15 protein-coding genes are annotated in these 20,751 nt (G+C 58.5%); 7 read left to right on the top strand and 8 right to left on the bottom strand.

Going from position 1 to position 20,751, the window contains the following annotated elements; translation table 11 throughout:
* The first annotated feature begins 4 nt into the window (after positions 1–4).
* Positions 5–1,543: an efflux transporter outer membrane subunit gene (locus HB376_RS32795; RefSeq protein ID WP_213767809.1), complete on the top strand. Its 1,539-nt coding sequence runs from the start codon at positions 5–7 to the stop codon at positions 1,541–1,543.
* A 287-nt stretch (positions 1,544–1,830) separates the two neighbouring features.
* Positions 1,831–2,745: a LysR family transcriptional regulator gene (locus HB376_RS32790; RefSeq protein WP_213767808.1), complete on the top strand. Its 915-nt coding sequence runs from the start codon at positions 1,831–1,833 to the stop codon at positions 2,743–2,745.
* Between the two features lie 20 nt (positions 2,746–2,765).
* Here the strand turns inward: HB376_RS32790 and HB376_RS32785 are convergent, their stop codons facing one another.
* Positions 2,766–3,695, bottom strand: coding sequence for a haloalkane dehalogenase (locus HB376_RS32785; RefSeq protein ID WP_213767807.1), 930 nt, complete (start codon positions 3,693–3,695; stop codon positions 2,766–2,768).
* Between the two features lie 1,107 nt (positions 3,696–4,802).
* Positions 4,803–5,453: a peroxiredoxin-like family protein gene (locus tag HB376_RS32780; RefSeq protein WP_213767806.1), complete on the bottom strand. Its 651-nt coding sequence runs from the start codon at positions 5,451–5,453 to the stop codon at positions 4,803–4,805.
* Between the two features lie 108 nt (positions 5,454–5,561).
* On the opposite strand from HB376_RS32780, the gene HB376_RS32775 reads away from it, so the two are divergent.
* Positions 5,562–6,446, top strand: a complete 885-nt coding sequence (locus HB376_RS32775) for a LysR family transcriptional regulator (protein ID WP_213767805.1) — start codon at positions 5,562–5,564, stop codon at positions 6,444–6,446.
* 139 nt (positions 6,447–6,585) lie between these two features.
* Here the strand turns inward: HB376_RS32775 and HB376_RS32770 are convergent, their stop codons facing one another.
* The 6 genes from HB376_RS32770 to HB376_RS32745 form a co-directional block, all read right to left on the bottom strand.
* Positions 6,586–7,794 carry an MFS transporter gene (locus HB376_RS32770; protein WP_213767804.1) on the bottom strand — a complete coding sequence of 403 codons (1,209 nt, stop codon included), beginning with the start codon at positions 7,792–7,794 and terminating at the stop codon, positions 6,586–6,588.
* A gap of 53 nt (positions 7,795–7,847) precedes the next feature.
* Positions 7,848–9,068 carry an MFS transporter gene (locus HB376_RS32765; RefSeq protein WP_255631693.1) on the bottom strand — a complete coding sequence of 407 codons (1,221 nt, stop codon included), beginning with the start codon at positions 9,066–9,068 and terminating at the stop codon, positions 7,848–7,850.
* 237 nt (positions 9,069–9,305) lie between these two features.
* Positions 9,306–10,295 (bottom strand): zinc-dependent alcohol dehydrogenase family protein, encoded by a 990-nt coding sequence (locus HB376_RS32760; protein ID WP_213767803.1) that lies wholly within the window; start codon positions 10,293–10,295, stop codon positions 9,306–9,308.
* A gap of 41 nt (positions 10,296–10,336) precedes the next feature.
* The gene (locus HB376_RS32755) at positions 10,337–11,440 is read right to left on the bottom strand and encodes an alkene reductase (RefSeq protein ID WP_213767819.1); all 1,104 of its coding nucleotides are present in this window, start codon (positions 11,438–11,440) and stop codon (positions 10,337–10,339) included.
* A gap of 438 nt (positions 11,441–11,878) precedes the next feature.
* A complete protein-coding gene (locus tag HB376_RS32750; RefSeq protein WP_213767802.1) occupies positions 11,879–12,292 on the bottom strand; it encodes an iron-sulfur cluster assembly protein in 414 nt (137 codons plus the stop codon).
* Positions 12,289–13,371, bottom strand: a complete 1,083-nt coding sequence (locus HB376_RS32745; protein ID WP_213767801.1) for an amidohydrolase family protein — start codon at positions 13,369–13,371, stop codon at positions 12,289–12,291. Before HB376_RS32745 ends, HB376_RS32750 begins: the two co-directional genes overlap by 4 nt.
* 678 nt (positions 13,372–14,049) lie before the next feature.
* Here HB376_RS32745 and HB376_RS32740 point away from each other — a divergent pair.
* The 4 genes from HB376_RS32740 (at position 14,050) to HB376_RS32725 (ending at position 20,700) form a co-directional block, all read left to right on the top strand.
* Positions 14,050–14,808 carry a glucose 1-dehydrogenase gene (locus HB376_RS32740; RefSeq protein WP_218627450.1) on the top strand — a complete coding sequence of 253 codons (759 nt, stop codon included), beginning with the start codon at positions 14,050–14,052 and terminating at the stop codon, positions 14,806–14,808.
* 663 nt (positions 14,809–15,471) lie between these two features.
* Complete coding sequence (locus HB376_RS32735) at positions 15,472–16,479, top strand: LysR family transcriptional regulator (protein ID WP_213767799.1); 1,008 nt, start codon at positions 15,472–15,474, stop codon at positions 16,477–16,479.
* A 77-nt stretch (positions 16,480–16,556) separates the two neighbouring features.
* Positions 16,557–17,378: an alpha/beta hydrolase gene (locus HB376_RS32730; RefSeq protein WP_213767798.1), complete on the top strand. Its 822-nt coding sequence runs from the start codon at positions 16,557–16,559 to the stop codon at positions 17,376–17,378.
* 466 nt (positions 17,379–17,844) lie between these two features.
* On the top strand, positions 17,845–20,700 hold the full coding sequence (locus tag HB376_RS32725) for a winged helix-turn-helix domain-containing protein (protein WP_213767797.1): 2,856 nt from the start codon (positions 17,845–17,847) through the stop codon (positions 20,698–20,700).
* Positions 20,701–20,751 lie beyond the last annotated feature (51 nt).

The following is a 20,751-nucleotide window of genomic DNA, read 5'->3' as shown; positions in this document are numbered from 1 at the left end:
TTCCATGCGTCGACTTCTTGCTGTCCGGCTGGAAGCCACCAGGCGATTGCTGGCGGCCCTGCCTATTCTGACTGTAGCCGCCGCCGGCTGCTCGCTGGCGCCGACCTACCAGCGCCCCGATCTGAACGTGCCAACGGCCTTCAAAGAAGCAACCGCTGCGTCGCCCACTGATAATGGCACGCGGGGGGCGGAGATGATGCCCGCCGAAACCGGCTCATGGAAAGTCGCGCAGCCGGCCGAGGAAGCGCCGCGGGGTGAATGGTGGAAAATCTTCAACGATCCGGCGCTCGACGATCTCGAGCAGCAGGCGGGCGACGCGAATCAGGATCTTAAGGGCGCTTCGGCGCGGGTGGAACAAGCGCGCGCGCTCAATCAGACGGTGCGCTCACAGCGCTTTCCGACCGTTGGCGCAGGCTTCGGACCGACTCTAGAGCGGCAGTCCCCGGCTTCTCTCTTCTTCCCGGACGACCAGGAAGTCCCCCGTCAAACCCTCTGGCGCGCGCAGGCGACGGCGTCCTACGAGGTCGATCTGTTTGGACGGGTATCGGATTCCGTGCAGGCGTCAAATGCGAACACGGCGCAAAGCGAAGCACTGTTGCGCTCGGTACGGCTCGCGTTGCAAGCCGACGTCGCACAAAACTACTTTAATCTGCGCGAGCTGGATGCCGAGATCTCCGTTTACCGGGACACAGTCCGGCTTCGGGAGCAGACGCTCGACCTCGTGCAACTCCGCTATCAGGAGGGCGATATCAGCGAACTGGACGTGGCTCGCTCGCGATCTGAACTTTCTACGGCTCGTTCCGACGAAATGACCGTCGAGCGGTTGCGTGTGGCGTCCGAGCATAGCCTTGCCGTACTACTGGGCAAAGCGCCGTCCGCGTTTTCGATGCAGCCTAGCCCGCTTACGCCGGTCACCATCGAAGTGCCGCCGGGACTTCCGTCTTCGTTGCTTGAGCGCAGGCCTGATGTCGCCGCCGCCGAATATGCGATGCAAGCGGCGAACGCCCGCATCGGCGTTGCTAAGTCCGCATATTTTCCCTCTCTGCTTTTAACGGGTACGGCAGGATTCGAATCTGCCACGATCGGAGACCTCTTCAACTGGTCGACCCGCGTTTTTCTGCTAGGGCCGCTAGCTGGCACGGCGCTGGCGATTCCGATCTTTGACGGAGGACGCCGCAAAGGTAACCTGGCAAATGCGCGCGCGGTCTACGAAGAGGACGTGGCCACTTATCGCCAGCAGGTACTAGTGGCATTCCGGGAAGTCGAGGATAGCCTCGCGGACCTGCGCATCCTTAAGGTCCAGACTCAAACCCAGTCAGAGGCAGTCCGGTCCTCGACCCGCGCAGCACAACTCTCACAAACTCAGTACGCAGAGGGCGCGGTCAATTATCTGGACGTCATCGATTCACAACGAACCGTCTTACAATCGCAACTCGCACAAGTTCAATTGTCCGGTAACCAGGTGGTGTCCACCGTTCATCTAATTCGCGCATTGGGAGGCGGATGGGGCAATTCCGTCACACCTGCTACCGGACCGGAATAGGCGGTCCGGTCGACTGGCCGCGCAGCGTCTGCATTTCGCGGAGCGAGTCATTTTAGTGGGCGTTTATCGCCGCAACGAAGCTTCACCACCCTTTCTGAGAGAACTGCAGCTAACTGAAGTTCTCCCGCACTGGCCACGTCGATGCTCTCCCACTGCAATTGGGTGGTTATGTCGCGTCGCGTTGACAAAGCCGTTCTGGCCGCTCCGCTGCTAATGCGACCAACACGTATAATCAAGGACCAGTGACCGCACCCGTGCGATTTCCAGGTTCGTAGACCGGAGGGTAAATGGATCGACTGCAAGCAATGGAGGTTTTCATACGTGTCGTCGATACGAATAGCTTCACGAAAGCTGCCGACACGCTAAACCTGCCGCGCGCCTCGGTCACCAATATCATTCAAAATCTGGAATCCTACCTGAAGGTTCGCTTGCTCCAGCGGACTACCCGGCGCCTGAGTCTCACCGCCGACGGAACTGCCTACTACGAGCGATGCGTCAAGGTTCTCGCAGAAATTGAGGAGATTGAAGGGTCCTTCTCCACGACCGCGATGACCCCGCGGGGGAAATTGCGAGTCGACACGTCGGGCCCGATTGGGAAGATGATTCTTGTACCCGCGCTCGACGACTTTCACGCCAAGTACCCGAATGTTCAACTCACCATTGGCCTGAGCGATCGCCGTGTAGATATGATCGAGGAGGGGGTCGACTGCACCATTCGCGTTGGCGCGCTACTCGACTCGAACATGGTGGCAAGACACCTGAATGACTTTCACTTCCTGACTGCTGCCACTCCAGGCTATTTAAAAAGATTCGGTGTGCCGATCAGTCTGGAGGACCTGGATAAACACGTCGCCGTGAAATATATCTCGGCGCGTACCTCACGCCCGATGGAACTGCACTTTGTGGTGGAAGGTGAAGAGATTGAGGTCAAAATACCCGGTGCATTCACCGTAAACGACGCTGAGGCTCACCTTGCTGTAGGTCTCAAGGGATTCGGACTATTTCAAATTGCCCGGATGCTGGCGCTGCCTTATTTGCGCACTGGGGAACTCGTTGAGGTGCTCCCGCAGTGGAAACCCGCAACTATGGAAACTTCGCTTGTCTACCCTCAAAACCGGCATCAATCTCCGGCAATGCGTGCGTTCATCAACTGGACCCTTGAGCTTTGTGCTGCGCACCCATTGCTTGCCGGTCCGGCCTGAGCGGCGGCATGCCATCAGTGTCAAGCGATCGCAACTCTTGATATCCAGCATGCAATTGCTTCGCCTATCGCGTCGGGTGAATTCTCTTGCAGGTAGTGTCCGCCGTACACCTTGACCTCTTCCTGATTTTTCCACGTTCTACAGAAATCCCTCATTTGACCGATGAGCATTGCCCCGGGCTCGGCGTTGATAAACAGCTTAGGGATAGAGGATTCCTTCATCCAGTCCGCGTACTGAGCGACGATGCTGGCTATTGCTTGTGGCCTGCCGTCAATGGGAAGCTCACGGTTAAAAGTCAGTATTGGCAGGCGGTCGTCACCTTCCGTTAGGAACGGTCGACGATAAACCGCCATCTCCTGATCGGAAAGTGACCGCAACATTGCCGCCGGAAGCACCTTCTCGACGAGCATGTTGTCGCGCAGGATAAGTGCATCTCCCTCGAGCGAACGCAAGCGCTCGAGCGGAGCGCGGATGGACACAGCGACTTCGTCCCACCGCAATTCACGAACGATCGTTTCCATGTAGGCAATTCCTCGCGTTGCACCTGGATGTCTCCTGGCCCAATCCATTGCCAGCACGCCACCCCAATCCTGCCCCACCATAATCAGATCGTTCGCTATGCCGAGTTCATCGAGAAATCCATCAAGAAAGCGGCGATGCTGCGAAAACGTATACCTGTGCGGGTCGGCGTCAAGCAGCTTTTCTGAATCGCCCATTCCTATCAGATCGGGTGCGATGCAACGGGCTTGCGTTGAAACGTGTGGAATAACATTCCTCCAGATATACGAGGAGGTCGGATTGCCATGGAGAAAGAGAATCGGCGTACCTTCACCTTCATCAACATATGCCATCCGCTTGCCCAGAACGTTCCGGTAGAGCTTCCGGTTTTCAGTATCCGAAATCATCACTTCACCCGTAGTCAATCGTTTGTCACGATACTTTTCGAACAAGGCAGGATCGGTTCAATCTTTAACGCGAGCCTCGTTGCACTACCCGCCCGATTACCCAAAGAGTTGATCCAGATCAGTCGTCGTCGTTGCGTCCTCACGTGCGAGGTGCGCAAAGTAAAACGCTAACCGATAGACGCTGCCAAAGCGTGTTGGTCGCCCATAAACATGGGTTGCATGATGAGACTGCAACACGAGAGACAGTATGGTTAGTGCGAAACATGGACTACGAACGTGCACGCAGCCCCTTCGCTGCACCGGATCCGACGGTCGTTTTCGCTACGCCACCTACATCGTCCGTACTGCTGCGCGCGGCGCCGCGTTCCGCAGCAACCGTAAGCGCGCTTTGGCCTCGTTGTGACGCAGGCGCACCCAAATCCGGATGATAAAACGGCGCAGGGCCATAGCCACTTGCAAATGCAGGCAACGCGGCAGACGCCGCGGCTAAAACCAGTACTTTAAAAAGGGAGCTCGTCTTCATGATATCCACCGTAAGTTTCGACTGTTAAAAGGTAGAGCGCGTATAGCTTTGAGCTATCTGCCGCCTTGAAACCATTCTATGCACCTGCGCCCTCCGGATAATTTGCCATTTCAAGACTGCAATATTCGAGGAGCCCCAACAATCCTGAGATCATGGAAGATGGTGAAGATGGCTAATCCTTGATGGTGCGCATCCGTCCGGCCAGTCGAAGCGGGCCTTCCGGTGTCCGAAGGTCCACGGAAATCTTGTCTGCGTGCCCGCCTGCCTCGCGAATCTCGGCGACAACCGCATCCGCTTCGCTTTGTCCGCAGCGGTAATGAACTAGAACCTTGGCACCTGCTTTTGCGAATGCAAGTCCCGAAGGAAAACACCGCTCTTACCCTTGATGCAACTCGATTGATCCTGGTCAGTTTCGAGAACGAACCGGTGTCACGCTTATAGATTGAATACACTGATTAAAGCGCTTTACTCCAGCTTCGTTCGATACTTCAAGCCGCCGTCTAAATTGAAAGCGCCATGGCGGCATGTGGTCGGGCTACGGCTAAATCTGTGCACTGTACGCCTTCCATCAGGTCTGCATGTGCCGTATGCGCCAGGTACGATCGACACAAAGGGTGCGCGCGACAACGTCAATGCGAGATCGCAAAGCTACGACGACGCACTGCGTATCTGGTCTGTAGCGCTTTCAACGCTGTGACGATCGACCCACAACCACAGTGGTTCCGGTAGTCCACATCGATAAATGCAAGGACGACGACACCGTCACGATCGAGCAGATAGGTGGCGGGCAGCGGAACCAGCCAATCGCGAGTCTTCCTTACCGATGGGGGCGTGTAACCCAACTGCTCGTATCGAGGCCTAAGGCTGGCCGGTAGCTCGAATGCGAGCCCATATGCGCGCGCAACCTTCATGTCGACGTCCCGCAATTCGCGCATCGGAAAGACGGCATTGCGCGAGGCGATCTTGCAGGGTGGTGCGATGGCAACGACGCTCGCACCCAACGCGACAACCTCCTGATATCCGGACGCAAGTTCGGTCGCGTTTTCTTCCCCAAAAGAACACCACGCCCCCCTTTGAAACTGCAGCAAGACTGGGCCGGCGCGAAGCAGGTCTTCAAGAGCAACCGGCTGCCCGCTGGCGTCGGCAAGAGTGAACAGTGGCGCCCGTGCGCCGGCGCGCAATGCTCGCGACGCCGCTTTCGCGGAGGCGGCAATAGTCAACTCGGCGTCCCGATCAGCCGGGAAAATGGCAGTGCCTTGCTGGATCCGCGGTGTTGGCATGAAAACCTCTAAAGGCGAGCAATACCCTCGTTCACCAAAATGTAACCATTTCCGTATGCGTGCAGAAGGTGCAGAATCGGATAACACTTATTCCAGAGGAGAATCCAGATGGACCGATTGGCAGCAATCGAGATCTTTATCCGTGTTGTAGACACCGGCTCGTTTTCTGCCGCTGCCCGCCACTATGACCTCGGTCAACCGGCTGTATCGAAAGCGATTGCGCAGCTCGAGGAGTGGCTAGGAGTCAAGCTGCTCTTGCGATCGACCCGTGCACTCACGCCAACGGAGGCGGGCACCAGCTTTTACCAGCGCGCACGGCGCGCAATCGAAGAAACCGACGAGGCCGTGCTGGCCGCGCGCGGCGCGGCCTCGGGCCTGTCTGGCAAGCTGCGTGTGTCGGCTGCGGTCTGCTTCGCGCGACTGCATATCGTGCCTCAGCTGTCAGAGTTTCTTGAGCAGCACCCGGACCTCGATCTTGAAATGGTCCTGGACGATCGAAACATCGATCTCGTCGACGAAGGCATCGACTTGGCGTTGCGCATGGGGGAATTGGCGGACTCCAACATGACCGCACGCAGAATCGGTGAGGCGCGTCGCCGTGTCATCGGCACGCCGGAATACTTCGAGCGATACGGATTCCCAAAGGCTCCGGCCGATCTCCTCGGACACCGGGCTGTTATCTATACACGAGACGGCGGCGGCGAGGACTGGACGTTCCGCAAGGACACGGCTGAGGTGTCGGTAAAGCTACAAGGCCGAGTGAAAATCTCCGCGACCGAGGGCGTACGCGCTGCGGTGATCGCGGGCATGGGCATCACGATTGCATCCGAGTGGGCCTTCACGCCAGAGTTGAAATCGGGCGTCGTGATCTCGGTGATGGACGATTGGATCCTGCCGACGATAAGCCTGTCGGCGGTTTACCCGACCGGACGCCTGGCCAGTACGAAGGCGAGGCAATTCGCGTCTTTCGCGGAAGCTTGTCTCGCTGATTAGCTTCAGAGGAATAGCTCTCGCGCGAAAACATTAAATCTTATTCCAAGTACCGGTATGAATTTCGCGTCATTCAGGTCTCGCCTACAATCGGCACCCCACCCCACTCGCCGAACCGAACGACTAAGGCTGGATCTCGGGGCTAAAGGACACATGTCGATGCGGTCCGCACGGCCGCCTTGCCCGGTCGCCGGGTCCGTCCGTCCAGCCGACCGCTGAGGATCGTGAGCGCCAACGCGGCGAGGACTACAAGTGCCGCGATCCACGGCGTGTGCATGAGGCCAAGGTGGGTCACGATTTGCCCTCCAGCCGAGGATCCTCCGGCTACGCCAAGGTTAAACGCCGCGATATTCATACCGGATGCTACCCCGACGGAATGGGGCGCAAACCGCTCCGCCTGCTTCACGACATAGACCTGCAACGCCGGGACATTGCCGAATGCGACGGCGCCCCACGCGAGCACGGTAAGCAGAACGAGCGCCTTGCTGGAAGCGGTAACCTCCAGAAGGAGCAGCACGACCGCGAGCACACCGAATATTACTTTGAGGGCAGGTATGGGTCCATGCGTATCAGCGAACTTGCCTCCCCAAAAATTCCCGACAGCTACTGATACGCCATAGACAAGTAACACCACGCCAACGACTGTTGGAGTGAATCCCGATATCTGCTCGAGAATAGGTGCGACATAGGTAAAGGCGATGAGTGAGCCGCCATAGCCCACTGCGGTCATCGCAAAGACAAGCAGCAAGCGCGGCTGCGCAAAAAGCTCAGCCTGTCTGCGGATCGATGCAGGCACCGTGTGGGCAATGTTCTTCGGAACGAAGACGAGCGCACCCGTCATTGCAATGAGCCCGAAAGCGGCGACGACCAGAAACGTGGCGCGCCAGCCAAAGTGTTGACCCACAATCGTGCCGAGGGGAACACCTGTTACAAAAGCCACCGTCAACCCACTAAACATCGTGGCGATTGCGCTCGCGGATTTCTCTTTGGGCACGAGGCTAGTCGCGATAACCGAGCCTACTGAGAAAAATGCCCCGTGAGCGAGTCCGCTCAAAACGCGAGCCACGATTAATGTGTCATACCCTGGAGCTCGCCATGCAAGAAGGTTTGCGGCGGTAAAAAGCGCCATCAATGCGACCAGCAGTACCTTGCGCGGAACCCGCCCTGTGAGGGCCGTGAGAACTGGCGCACCCACCGCTACGCCGAGCGCATAAAAGCTCACCAGAAGCCCTGCGGACGGCAGGTTGACGTTCAGGTTCGAAGCGATTGTGGGTATCAGGCCCACGATCACGAATTCAGTTGTACCAATTGCGAATGCGCCTATGGTTAGCGCGAGAAGAGCCAACGGCATGATCTAACTCCTGACTGACGAAATGTTCTCTGCTCCGTACAGCGGCTTGGCACCTAGACGGAAAAGCGGCTACCGGGTTTAAAGGCGTGTGCGCACGATCGCCACGCCACAACCAGCCCCACCAGGGCCAATGCGAGCAGCACCCATGCCATCACGCTGACCCCGGCTGTATCGAGGAGGATGCCGCCGATCAGCCCCCCGCCTGCGATCGCTCCGTTCCACACGGTCACGATCATGGATTGAGCTGTGTCGGCCCCGTCACCCGCCGCGTCGGCAGACGCCGTTTGCAACAACGTTGCAGCACCGCCGAACGTGAGGCCCCACAGCGCGACCGCAAGGTAAATGACACCCGCCACTGTTCCATCTACGCCGAGGCTCGCCGACGCTAACGCGAAGACGCCGAGACTAAGCAAAACGAGAGCTCGGAGCCACCTGTCAATCAAGGCGCCGGTGAGCCAGATACCAAGCAATGCAGACACCCCAAAGTCCAGTAGCACGAAGTCAACATGGTTCGTCAGGTTGGCTGGCACAAGAAATGGGGCGATGTAGGTATAGAGCATATTGTGGGCGAGCATCCAGGCGAGAATCACGAATAAGACCGGCCGCACGCCCGGCATGAGAAAGACGTCTTTAACGCCGCGTTGTTTGTCCTTTGCCTGCCCGGGAAGATCCGGTGCTTTCCACAACACCCATATCACGAGCACGACTGTCAGCGCCGACATGAACCCAAACGCAGCGCGCCAGCCGACGAGATCGCCGAGCCACGTGCCTGCAGGCACCCCAAGCGCAAGCGCGATGGGAGTGCCGACCAGTGCGACGGCCATCGCTCGGCCCTGAAGATGCGCAGCGACCATCTGGCGGGCATATCCGGGAATCAAACCCCAGGTCAGTCCAGCGGCAACGCCTGCCATGAATCGGGCGGCCAGTGTCACCGGATACCATGCAGAAAGCGCTGTTACGTTGTTGAAAACAAAAAACCCCGCAATTGCCAGCAGCAGCACTCGACGGCGCCGCCAGCCGCGCGTGGCTGCGGTCAAAGGAATCGCGGCGGCGACAGACCCGAGCGCATAGAGGGTCACCAGTTGCCCCGTCCAACTTTCCGGCACGCCCAGCCCATGACTTATTTCAGGAAGCAAGCCGGCCGGCAGCGTTTCGGTGAGAATCGCAATGAACCCTGTCATAGCGAGCGCAAGAAGCCCCGCTAACGGCAAGCGGTTCGATAGGGATTGCGCCGTTTGCCTTCCCTGCCGATCAACGGACAATTTCGTGGACATGACGTGTGACTCTCAATAGGACCGGCAAGTCCCGTGCGACAACGCACGATATATCCGGTCAGTACTACAAAATACGTGGACGATTAGTGGAAACAAGAACTAAAGCCCCGTGCGCCGCGGAGCGCTTTTACTCCGGTCGGAATATATCGAGACCGCGGCGCCCGTTGCGAAGTAGATGCATCGCCGGGAGCGGGCGAGAAACACCTCATACCCCGGCTCGTGGCGCCGCGTTGCCGCTTAAACCGTTACTACGATCTTGCCAAACTGGCCGTTGGTCTCAAGATACCGGTGGACCTCGACCATCTCATCGAACTTGAAACTACGATCGATTATTGGCTTGAGCGCGCCGCTCTCAAGGCCCTTGAGGATGAATTCCACTCCAGCCTTGCGCCGTGTTTCGTTACCGGTCGTCAGCCAGACATTGTGCGCCTTGATGGTTGGCATCTTGGCGATCATTGCCAGTACCGGAATGGGTGTGTCGCCCTCGGCAAGCGCGCCGTAGATGTAGACCGTACCCTGAAAGGCCAGCGCGGAAATCAGTTTAGGGAAGTTAGGGCCGCCGACCGGATCGAAAGCGACGCGAGCACCTTTGCCGTCGGTGATGCGCAAGACCTCCGCAACCATATCGACTTCGTCGGTGGCAATCACATGCGTAGCACCGGCTTCAAGCAACTGCTTGCGCTTGGCAGATGTTCGTGTCAGCGCGATGGAAGCCGCGCCGGCGTAGTTGGCGATCTGGATCGCGGCGAGCCCGACGCTGCTGGAGGCGGCGGGTACGATGACAAAGTCGCCCTTGCCCACCTTGGCGTCCTCGATGAGCGCGCCGTAGGCCGTCAGGAACATCATCCAGACCGACGCGGCTTCGGCAAACGACAGCGATTTCGGGTGCTTCACCACGGCGTAGTCCGGCATGGTAATGACCTCGCCATACGTGAAGTACTGGTTAAAGGAGAACGAGGGGATCACGTCCACCTCGTCGCCCACCGCGATGCCAGTTACGTTCGCGCCGATCGCATCAACGACGCCCGCAGCCTCATACCCCAGACCCGCCGGAAACTTGACGGGCTCGATATAGTCATCGAGGCGCCACATCGACTCGGCACGGTTGATACCAATTGCCTTTACGTTAATGCGAACCTCGTTCGGGCCGGGAGCCGGCACCTGCGTCTCGATGAACTCGAGGACTTCCGGGCCACCAGCTTTTGCGAACTTGATAGTACGTGACATGTAAGCCTCCTGAACTGGGTGAATAAGAAAACGACGTTGACTTAAGCCGTCGCGGCAGCTTCGTAAGTGGGGAAATCCGTATAGTGCTTCTCATCGCCGCCCCAAAACCCGGCGCGCACATACGGCGTGAGGGGCAGCTTGTGCTTGACGCGGTAAGGCAGGTCGGGGTTCGAGGTGAAGTGACGTCCGAAGGCCACAAGGTCTGCGTCACCGGAAGCAACGATGGCTTCCGCGCTGGCGCCGTCGAATCCGCCAGCGGCGATAATCGGACCAGTGAAATGCGGACGCAGATACTTCACCGCGACTGGCGCATGGCCTTCGTGCAGCGTCTCGTCGCCCTTGATGCGGGGTTCGATCACGTGCAGATAAGCGATCTTGTAGTCGTTGAGTACCTTTGCCACGTAGCTGAAGGTGGCTTCGGGATTGCTGTCGGAAATACCCCCCCATTCACCGGACGGGGAAATCCGAACGCCGACCCGGTCGGCGCCCCACACCGAAATCAGCGCCTCGACGGCCTCACGCAGGAACCGCACGCGGTTTTCGATCGGGCCGCCGTAGGCATCCGCGCGCTTGTTGGTGCCGTCCTGGATGAACTGGTCGACGAGGTAACCATTGGCGCCGTGCAGTTCGACGCCGTCGAAACCGGCGTCGAGCGCTCGTTGAGCAGCGACACGAAACTCTTCGATGATGCCGGGGATCTCTTCGATGTCGAGCGCACGGTGCGGCGACGCCGGCACGAAACCATCCTTCGTCAGCGCAACACCTTCGAATGGCACCACCGACGGTGCGACTGGATCGACGCCACCCGTCATTTCAACGTGGCTTTGACGCCCGCCGTGAATCAACTGCATGAAAACGCGGCCGCCTTTCGCGTGGACGGCATTGGCAATGGCTTTCCATCCTTCGACCTGCCCGTCGTGATAGAAGCTCGCCGCACCCAGGTACGACCGGGCAACGATCGAGATGCTGACACCTTCGATGATTTCGAGGCCGCCCTCCGAAGCCCGCTGGCCGTAGAAGTCGGCCATCATCGGACTCGGGATGTCGCCAGGCTGAATCGTACGAAGGCGCGTCATCGGTGCCAGAACAACCCGATGGGAGAGCGTATAAGCGCCTACCTTCTTCGGCGTGAACAAGTGAGCCATGATCTTTCCTATGGTAGCTAGTGAGGACTGAGACGTTCGACGAGGTGCCGATTCGTTGAGGTGGACTTTAGCCATTCCGCTGTAGGTCGAGAAGGCCCGAAATCGGATATGAGTCATTCCAAACGGGGATGAGTGATAGCGTCCGGTGTGAAACATCGGAAAGTCTGGATCCGGGAAGGCGTGCGGAATACTTCGTAACCCATTCCGCGGAACAGATACGCCTCGTGCTACCGGAGCCTGCTCAAGTGGCATGAACTTAATGTACAGCGCCGCTTTGGGTCGGTCCTTGGTACAAGCTGATGCGACCTGGAGTGCCTCTCCGGAGAATTTTTTCAAGCTCATGCTTGTTTCCAGGTTAATTCAATAGCGGCAGTGGCAGCGACATTGATGAAAGTCAGCGTTGCGTGGCCATGCGATCAGCTGAGTCGCGACAGAAACTCAAGCTGATTTCACGACCTTCAGTACTCCCACAGGATTGAGCACCTGATAGCGAGCGGCATCCCTTTCCCCTGCCCTGCGCCGGACCAACTCCCGTTGCTCCGCAAGCTTTCGTTGAGCAACGGAAGTCATATTGTCGGGTTGCCAGTTCCCGCCATGGTCGAACGTGCATTTGACGCCCACGACACCGGGAACGTCGCCAAGCACGCTCTCGATCTCCATCTCGAAGTAAGGTAGCGCATGGCACAACGGCGAAGTCATACGAAGTGCGACCGTCACCACCCCCGACAGGACTTCGACACGCTCGATCATCCCCATTTCAACAATCGACAAGGGGACTCTGGTGGCGGCGCTGCATGGGTCAATGACGCCATGCAGCCGAGACATCACGCCTTCCTGGGAAATGGCTGTCATGCTGCGAGCCCCTTTGCAAGAGTCGTTTCGTACGGTTTCGCTTTGCCCTTGGACCGAGCGTTGGAAAACTCATCACCCTCCATGTTTCGGGCCAGGACTTTTGCATCGAGCCCATGCATCCGCAGATAGTTGAGCCCGAGAATCTTTCTCTTGATCTCCTCAGTAATCTCCGGCAAACCTTCCCGCTCCCGCATCTCGTCTGAAAACTTAAATCGCTCCCAAAACCACTGTAGCGGCGGTTCTCCGTGAATAACACTGGCACCCGACGCCCACATGATCCGATCGAGAGCCCCGTCTCCGGCGTGGGTAATCAGGCCCGCAATGACTCGTTCGAACGCGCCCGGTTTTGCCACCGCAAGGTTTGCTGTAGTCTCAAGGTTTACCCAGACGTTCGGGAATCGTGCAAGTTGAAATGCCGTCTCCTCGATGAACGCGAAGCCACCGTGGACGACCTCAAACTGCAAATCTGGAAATGCGTCAGCGGCCGCATCTATGTCGTCCATCCGATAGTGATCCATCGGCACGGGCCCGAGAGGCAAGGCCTTATGGATGGCGACGGCCTTAAGCCCAAGGTCGAGGGCGCGCTGGAAAACCGGGAACGCGATTTCCGGGTCATCCATGTGCCATCCGATAACACCATCCGCCTTATAGCTGTTCGGATAAAGCTTGAGCCCAACCGGTTTCAGCTCTTCAACTTGTTGCTCCAGCGAGTCGAGCGCCTGCTCTGGAAATACGGGGTCTACGCCAGCGTAGACCTGAAAGCGGCCCGGCCACCTCTCACGGGCTTCACGAGCTTTAGCAATGCTGCAACCACCATCCTTGAATGCGTTGATCGGGGTCACGTGATGGCATGCGAAGTCGTAATCGCTTTCGACAAACAGCATGTTTGCCGTTTCCTCGAGTGTCCAGTCTCGCGTGTAATGCTCATACGGGATCCGATATCCAGATGGAGACAGTCCATGATGGGCGCCATAAAAGGCGTCCACGACGGCCTTCGAATATCGACCGGCGGCATGGTTCTCCGCAGAGAGGTTGTAGCTGTGGGCCGATGCATCGACAACGAATACGTCCCTGATCATGATCTCTTACCTCGTTATCAGCCATCGCTGGAAAAGCCTCGCGTGGATCGCCTCGCTTTAATCTCACGATCGCAAGTAACCGGCTTCGGGTGCTCATTGTGTCGAGGTCGAAGCCGCCTTAAACCGTCGGTTCAACGCCCGGTTCTCACCCCGGGCGCTAAGGGTGAATCCTGACCAAGGTGATGTCCATTTTCCTGGTTGAAGGCTGCGGCCACGTCGCGACTGGGCACCGGCCCGTTGGTCGGGAATTTATCCATTGGCTATACCTTCGAGAAGACTCAAAACCGGATATCCGTCATTCCAAACTGGGATGAATGAACTGCCTGATGCGATACAGGGGCCCAAGTCGCCACTTCGAGGGCAGCGACTTCAATGTACAAGCCGGGAAAGGCGTTGTCCTTTGGCAGATCTGATGCGACCTGATACGTTCTGATGAGGCCTGCCAGTCTTTGCTGCGTAGCATTGCCTGTGTCGAGACGCCAAAAAGGACGCGTTGGGGCTGATTTCAATCCTTAAGATCAGTCAATCTCCATGCAACGGACGCCATGCTTCGAAGGTATGGCTTTAGGCCTATAAAGCATTAGCCAGGAAAGTTGTGCGCTGCTAGTGTCGGTCCCGCGCGGTTCGGGCCTGCTCCGTTCTGCCCCGGCGCGCACCTAACCTTTCAGGAGCGCCGTGATGGAAATGTTCAATCTTTCGGGACGTGTCGCGGTAGTCACGGGCGCGAGCAAGGGCATGGGTTTCGCGATTGCGCGGGCCCTCGGTGCCGCCGGTGCCTCGGTGATAATTTCGGCCCGTACCTCGGCTGCAGCAGCAGAAGCTGCAGCGTTATTGCAGTCGGAGGGGATCGAAGTACGAGGATTAATTCTTGACGTCTGCCACACTCAAAGCGTGGCCGAGTTTTCGGTGCAAGCGCTGGCAGCATTCGGACGCGTTGATGTACTGGTGCTCAATGCAGCCGCCAACACGCCAAACGGTGCGCTGTTGTCCCAGGACCCCGAAGACTTGGGCAAGGTCATGCGGGACAACGTACAGGCGAATCTGGCCATCGTGAATGCCCTCGTGCCGCCAATGGTCAAGCGTAAGCAGGGTTCGTTGATCTTCATGTCGAGCCGCGCAGCAAAGCGGGGTTCGCTGAACCTGGGCCTTTACGCAATGGCGAAAGCCGCCATCGATCAATACGTCCGTAACCTCGCGCTCGAACTCGGCCCGTCCAATATCAACGTCAACTCGATCAACCCCGGCCCGGTCCGAACGGACTTCTCGAGAGTTCTCTGGGAAGATCCGAATCGTGAGGCGGCTATCGTCGCAATGACGCCGATGCGACGCATCGCCGAACCCTCCGATGTAGCGGGACTCGCATTGCTGCTGGCATCGCCCGCCGGACACTTCATTCACGGGCAAAATATCAGCGTGGACGGAGGCATGACCGCTTGACCTGTGCACTGGAGCACCGTCCCTGTACGGCCTCCAACCAACCGTCAAGCCAACCTTCACAGCAGTCAACCAGCACTTAATGCATGCCCGGCGGTACCTCTTCCTGCTCCCATCCCCACAGGTCGAAGCACCCGGCTTCGATCATGCGCCGGAATCAGCCCGCGGCTTCGCTCTCGTCAAAAGGAAAATTTGACGAGAGCATTATCTCTGGTGACGCCAATCCTTGAGCCAGCGGCGAAAATAGGAAGGAACTTTCGGGCCGATGCTTTGGATATTGCGGCCGCCTGTTCGCCAGGTGTGAACAGCTTGGCGGATGGGGAAATCCACGGCACCACAAAGATGCGACGCCATGGTATGCCCCCATAGCCCAGGCCCGTGCCGGCGGCCCACTCGGGAGTCCTGAATTGCTACGTTGAAGAGGCTCTGGCAGGCGTACGTGGAGCAATTTGTGTCGCCGGACCATTTGTCTGTAGCGCAAACCTACAAAAGCCACCGCAGGTCGCCTCAGTTTCTATCAGGTCTGGAACAGGACCGCAACGCCGCGAAGAGGTAGTCTGACATTGGCCGCTCGATCTGACTTCCGGCGAGGCAAGCCTGAGCAACCGGCGCCGTCCTGGCACCCAGCGCGGCGGGATTCCAATGCAATAGCCGAGGAGAGGGAAAATGGACCGACTCCATGCCATGAAGGTTTTCACAAGAGTCGTGGAGACGAACAGCTTCACGCGTGCCGCCGATGCCCTGGAGCTACCGCGCGCGTCCGTCTCCGTGACCATCCAGCGACTCGAAAATCATTTGAACGTTCGGTTACTGCAACGCACCACTCGTCGAGTCGCCCTCACGCCGCATGGTGCCGGATACTATCAGCGTTGCCTCCGAATATTGGCCGACGTCGAAGAAACCGAAGGATCGTTTAAAGACATTAGCCTCGCGGCAAGCGGCCGGCTTCGCGTCGATATACCCGGCGCCCTGGGGCACGTCATGGTCTTGCCTAAAATCCGCGAGTTTTACGCGTGCTATCCCGACATCGAGTTGATGCTCGGTTTCGGCGAGAGGAACGTCGATCTGATCCAGGAGGGGGTCGACTGCGCCATCCGTGTCGGCACCTTAAAAGATTCGGATCTCGTTGCGAAACGCGTCGGTCTATATCAGGTGATAACAGTCGCAAGTCCCGCATATCTTGAGCTCTACGGCACGCCGACGACAATCGAGAAGCTCGACCACCACATTGCGACAAATCGCTTTTCGAGCCGTACCGGCAAGATCGCGAGCCTGACGTTCTCCGTCGGAGGCGAGCCGGTTGAAGTACGGATGAAAGGACATCTGGCAGTCAACGACGCAGAGGCCCATTTGAAGAGTGCTCTCGACGGCGTCGGCATCATTCAGCTTGGGCGCTTTACGGCAACCCCCTATTTGCAATCTGGCCGACTGATCGAGATTCTGCCCAGGTCGAAGCCCTTTCCGGTGCCAATTTCCGCCGTCTATCCACAGAACCGCCACATATCGTTTGCCGTTCGGGCGTTCATTGACTGGATTACGAAAATTTTCAGCGAAAACGCTCTGCGATCCGATACGGAAAAGAGCGAGACGCAACGGCCATCAGTTCAAGCCGACCGTGCAGCTTCCAAGCCGCTCCACCTCAAGACGGCAAATGCGGCAGAGGCAACTGTCTGATATTTTAACGTCACGCAAAACCCAGTACCCCAACCTTTTCTGCGACGCTCCCAAGCGCTCCTCATCGATCGGGCAACATGAGTCATCTAACAATGAAAGACGGCACCCAACTCTTTTACAAGGACTGGGGCAACGGGCCGCCGATCGTGCTCTCTCACTGCTGGCCGCTTGACGCCGACGCCTGGGATGCGCAAATGCTGTTTCTGCTGCATAAAGGCTATCGTGTCATCGCGCATGATCGTCGCGGACACGGCCGCTCAAGCCAGCCGTGGAACGGCCACGAGATGGACACGTATGCAGACGATCTCGCGACGCTCATTGGCGCGCTGGACCTCAGCGAGGCCACACTGATCGGCCACTCGGCGGGTGGCGGCGAAGTCACGCGCTATGTGGGCCGGCACGGCACCGAGCGGGTGTCCAAGGTGATCCTCATCAGCGCAGTGCCGCCTCTCATGCTGAAGACGCCAACCAACCCCGGTGGTCTCCCAATTGAGGTATTCAACGATCTCCGGCAGAAGACCGCGACGCAGAGGACGCAGCTCTTCAGGGATCTCGCCGTGCCGTTCTATGGCTATAACCGCCCGGGTGCGCAGCCGGTTCAGGGCGTTATCGATTCCTTCTGGGCGGCTGGCATGATGGGCTCGATCCAGGCCGAGTATGAGTGCATCAAGGCCTTCTCCGAAACCGACTTCACCGATGACCTGAACAAGTTCAACGTGCCGACCCTTTTCATCCACGGCAGCGACGATCAAGTCGTGCCTATCGGCAACTCCACCCTGCTCGCTGCACAGCTCACACGCAACTCAACCGTCAAGATCTATCCCGGCGCGCCTCACGGGCTGTGCTCGACCCTCCCGCATGAGGTCAACGCCGACATCTTTGCATTCCTCGCGGACTGAATGCCTCCAGAACGCCAGCGACTTGTTTTGAGGGCTTCGAGCTGCAACAGGACACGGCTACCGACAATGACGCCGGGTCGCAGCGGTTCCCCACTTTCGACCGTAGTACGGCACACGCCGGAGTTGCCGGAAAGGCACGACCGCACGCAGATCAGAAACCGCATCCTGCCTGCGTCAAACCTTCTGCGCGCGTCGAATTGACCGTGCAGGGAACGCCCGCATGGCGCGGCTGGATAAGCCGAATGCACGGCTCGTTATGCCATAACAATCTGCGAGATTACGGGCGCGGATTCCGGCATTCACGAGAAAACGCATGTTGCTGCACGCCGTGCCGACCTGAGATACGGCAGGTTTCCCTCACAACGCGGCTGCACCGTTCATATTCATCGTTTATCGTTTCATCGGCTGTGCGATACTTGAACGCCACTCTCCGACAGTTTCCCTTCACTCCCACAAAGGGTCTGAGATGGATTCGCGAACGCTGCAATTCGACGATTTTTCGTTCGGCACCACGGTCGTTGTGCCTCGCCGGCGCGAATTGCTGCACAACGGTGTCAAGGTCGAAATTGGTGACCGCACATTCGACCTTCTACTTGTTCTGCTCGAGGCCCGCGGCTCAGTCTTGAGCAAAGATCAGATTATTACGCTGGTTTGGCGAGACCGCATCGTCGAAGAGAACACGCTTGAAGGGCAGATTTCGGTGCTCCGGCGAGTGCTGGGCGATGACCGTGCCGCGATACACACAGTCACAGGAAGGGGTTACCAGTTCATTGGTGAACTCGCCGCGAAAGGGCCAACTGCAACCGGTGCGCCCGTCGCAGTAACGCCGCCCCCGGCGCTCTCCGGTGTTCGGCTTCCAGCGAATATTTCGCCGATCATCGGTCGAGAAAAGGCTTTGCGCGAAGTTGGCGAAGTGGCGCTGCGACATCGACTGATCACGCTCGTCGGTTCGGGGGGCGTTGGAAAAACCCGCCTTGCGGTTGAGACCGCACGTCAACTTATGCCGCACTTCGCCGACGGTGTGTACCTGGCGGAACTCGCTGCAACGTCATCGGCAGACTATCTGCCAACAACCCTCGCCGTGGCCCTGGGTTTTCCCCCGGGCGACGGCACGCCGTCTCTCGACAGGCTTGCAACGAGTCTCCATACGCGACATCTACTGCTCTTGCTCGACAATTGTGAGCATCTGATCCAGAGCGCCGCGCAAATGGCCGAAACGCTACTCCACATCGCTCCCCGCGCAACGATTCTCGCGACGAGCCGCGAGCCGCTACGCATTCCCGGCGAGTACGTCTATCGAGTGCCGTCGCTCGAAGTCCCCCTTGACGACACCGCTGCGGATGCACGTGAATTCGGCGCCGTCCGGCTGTTTGAGGAGCGCGCCGGCGCGGATATCCACTTATACAGCGACAGAGAATCGGCTTTGCCGCTGGAAGTGCGCATCTGCCGCCAGCTTGACGGAATTCCGCTAGCGATTGAACTCGCCGCGGCCTGTGTGCCAACGGTGGGCCTGCGGGGCGTTGCGGACCGTCTTGACGATCGCTTTCAACTCCTCACGCTTGGTGCCCGCACCGCGCTACCAAGACAGCAGACGTTGAGGGCTACCCTGGACTGGAGTTATAGCCTGCTGCCCGAGATTCAACGCACCGTGCTAGACCGGCTCAGCCTGTTCGCGGGCCCATTCTCGATGGAAGCTGCTCAGGCGGTGGCGAGCAGCGACGAGATATCGGCTAGCTCAATCGTTAGCGTGCTCATCGAACTGGTCAACAAATCACTTGTCTCCACCGTGCCCGACGCTGGAAGTGTTCGTTACAGGCTGCTCGAAACGACACGCGCCTACGCGCATGACAAGTTGCGCGCCGACGGCACCTTGAACGAATGGTCGAGCCGCCACGCACGCCACCTTCTTGGAATTTTCCAGCGCGCCGAAGAGCAGGCAGCAGAACAGATCGATATCGACTGGAGCGCCGCCTACGCACCGCATCTTGCAGACCTTCGAGCCGCAATCAAATGGGGCTTTTCGGCTGGAGGAGATCCGAAAATCGCGGCTGACCTGACAATCGCAAGCATCCCCCTTTCGATGCACCTCGCTCTGCTGGAGGAATGTCTTGCGCGTGTCGACAGGGCTCTCGAATGGCTTGCTCAAAACGGTGCCCCGATCGGTGAGCGGGAGATGAAGCTATATTCGGCGCGCGGTATGTGTCTACTGTGCCACGCCGTAGGCCCGGAAACGAGCACAGCATTCAGCACCGCACTGGATATTGCCACGCGCACCGGCAACGTGCCGTATCAGTTGCTCGGCATGTGGGGATGCTGGATGTGCTTATACCTTAACGGACAATACGCGAAAGCGCACCCGCTCTCAGAACGCTTTAGCGCCGTGGCAATGTCATCCTTCCGGACCTGCGACAGGTTGGCCGCGTACCGGTTGACAGGCATGTCGCATCTGTTCCTGGGCGAGCTCGGCGAGGCGCTCGCCAACCTCGTGCGCGCAGCCAGCTCGCGCACTCAACTTCCGCGAGCACAGCGCATACGCTTCCTCTATGACGAAAGAATGCTGTCGCACGCCTCGCTCGCGCATACGCACTGGTTTATGGGGCGCATCGACCAGGCCAGGCTTGCGGCGCAACAATCGCTCGACGATGCACGTGAGCTTGACCATCCCGTCTCGCTCTGCTACGCGCTGAGCGAAGCGGTCTGCACCCTCGCGGTCCTGACCGGAGACGAGGCGACTCTCGCCCAAGCGGTCGTGGCGATGACGATCGAAACACGGCGTCACGGCATATCTACCTGGAAAGCTCGTGCGCAGATGTGGCAGGGGTTCCTCGAACTGCTTGCAGGATCTACTTCCGCTTATAGTCAGACGATCTACCCGGCGATGGTTGGCATCGGCTCGAAGCGCTTCTATGTTTCCCTGACGCCGTTTCTGTCAGCAACGGCCCAATTGCTCGCCAAGCATGGCAAGCTCGCACAAGCTGTGGATCTGATCAACCCAGCTGTTGAACGCGCAATGGAGACCGGCGACGAATGTTCGCTGCCAGAACTTCTGCGGGTGAACGCCGAACTGCTGCTGGCAACGCGAGGGCCGTCTGCTGAATCGGCCGCTGAAGCGATGCTCAGCGATGCACTTGCACAAGCACGGAGTCACCAGTTTCTCTCGTGGGAACTACGTTGCGCGACAAGCCTCGCTGCGCTCAAGCGGCGCCAAGGCCAAGCGCGGGAGGCGCGCGAGCTCATCGTACCTGTGTACCAGCGCTTCCTGGAGGGCCGGGATAGCAGCGATCTTAAGGCTGCGCGGGCATTGATAGACACTATCAACTGAGCCTCTCTCAATCGGGATCTTCCGTTACCCCAACAGCGGAAGTGAACTAAT

Origin of the sequence: Caballeronia sp. dw_19 (genome assembly GCF_018449515.1) — a bacterium.
GTDB lineage: Bacteria > Pseudomonadota > Gammaproteobacteria > Burkholderiales > Burkholderiaceae > Caballeronia.
Note: the sequence above shows the minus strand (reverse complement) of the source record. Positions and strands in the feature narration are given on the sequence as shown.

Coding starts and splice junctions, on each gene's coding strand:
- HB376_RS32770 (WP_213767804.1), bottom strand. CDS start 7,794: ATGCCGTTGGCTCTTCTCGCGCTAACCATAGGCGCATTCGCAATTGGT.
- HB376_RS32745 (WP_213767801.1), bottom strand. CDS start 13,371: ATGATCAGGGACGTATTCGTTGTCGATGCATCGGCCCACAGCTACAAC.
- HB376_RS32730 (WP_213767798.1), top strand. CDS start 16,557: ATGAGTCATCTAACAATGAAAGACGGCACCCAACTCTTTTACAAGGAC.
- HB376_RS32755 (WP_213767819.1), bottom strand. CDS start 11,440: ATGGCTCACTTGTTCACGCCGAAGAAGGTAGGCGCTTATACGCTCTCC.
- HB376_RS32760 (WP_213767803.1), bottom strand. CDS start 10,295: ATGTCACGTACTATCAAGTTCGCAAAAGCTGGTGGCCCGGAAGTCCTC.
- HB376_RS32795 (WP_213767809.1), top strand. CDS start 5: ATGCGTCGACTTCTTGCTGTCCGGCTGGAAGCCACCAGGCGATTGCTG.
- HB376_RS32775 (WP_213767805.1), top strand. CDS start 5,562: ATGGACCGATTGGCAGCAATCGAGATCTTTATCCGTGTTGTAGACACC.
- HB376_RS32780 (WP_213767806.1), bottom strand. CDS start 5,453: ATGCCAACACCGCGGATCCAGCAAGGCACTGCCATTTTCCCGGCTGAT.
- HB376_RS32750 (WP_213767802.1), bottom strand. CDS start 12,292: ATGACAGCCATTTCCCAGGAAGGCGTGATGTCTCGGCTGCATGGCGTC.
- HB376_RS32740 (WP_218627450.1), top strand. CDS start 14,050: ATGGAAATGTTCAATCTTTCGGGACGTGTCGCGGTAGTCACGGGCGCG.
- HB376_RS32765 (WP_255631693.1), bottom strand. CDS start 9,068: ATGTCCACGAAATTGTCCGTTGATCGGCAGGGAAGGCAAACGGCGCAA.
- HB376_RS32735 (WP_213767799.1), top strand. CDS start 15,472: ATGGACCGACTCCATGCCATGAAGGTTTTCACAAGAGTCGTGGAGACG.
- HB376_RS32725 (WP_213767797.1), top strand. CDS start 17,845: ATGGATTCGCGAACGCTGCAATTCGACGATTTTTCGTTCGGCACCACG.
- HB376_RS32790 (WP_213767808.1), top strand. CDS start 1,831: ATGGATCGACTGCAAGCAATGGAGGTTTTCATACGTGTCGTCGATACG.